This window comes from Brasilonema octagenarum UFV-OR1, from assembly GCF_963888615.1.
Taxonomy (GTDB): domain Bacteria; phylum Cyanobacteriota; class Cyanobacteriia; order Cyanobacteriales; family Nostocaceae; genus Brasilonema; species Brasilonema sennae.
The window spans coordinates 1-577 of record NZ_CAWPKW010000130.1; the positions used below are offsets into that span (position 1 = coordinate 1).

The 577-nt window shown below is 45.2% G+C and carries 1 protein-coding gene; it reads right to left on the reverse strand.

Translation table 11 applies throughout. The features are described 5' to 3' along the window. Positions 1-529, reverse strand: a 529-nt coding sequence (locus AC5590_RS08965; protein WP_169269052.1) for an alpha/beta fold hydrolase, incomplete at its 3' end; no start/stop codon positions are given. Positions 530-577: the final 48 nt, after the last annotated feature.

Below are 577 nucleotides of genomic sequence, written 5' to 3' on the forward strand. Positions count from 1 at the left end.
GGGCTTTTTGACGGATGCGGTTGAAGACAAGTGCTCCGGTGATGCGCGATCGCACTAATCTGTTAAAAGCTCCCATTGCAATGCGTAGCGGCGGGTTTAACTCGTGCGATCGATGGCTTAACCCACCTGCACAGTTAATCAAAACACCACCTGCAGCTATTTCTGGATGTTCCGCCACCACCGTTAAGCTCAAAAGTGCGCCGATGGAGTTACCGATAAATACAGCAGGTTCAGTAATGTGTGCTGTCCAAAAATCCTTGAGCAGTTCTACCCAAAGTTCTACAGTGTAATTTAACCGAGCTTTATCAGAACCACCAAACCCCAAAAGGTCAAGAGCAAAAACTCGATAACCAGCGGCTGCTAAAACGGGGATATTTTTCCGCCAATGTCCAATCGAAGCACCAAAGCCATGAACCAGTACTAACGGGCGTCCAGTACCCATGACAGTGTACTGAATTTTGTGACCCTGCCAAGTCCAAAAGAGTTTTTCAAAGCTGGTTGTTGATTGCTGCTGCGTTGTTCCAGTCATTATTAAGATTCTTAACGTTTTTCCTCATATATTCATTTTCTCTAATTT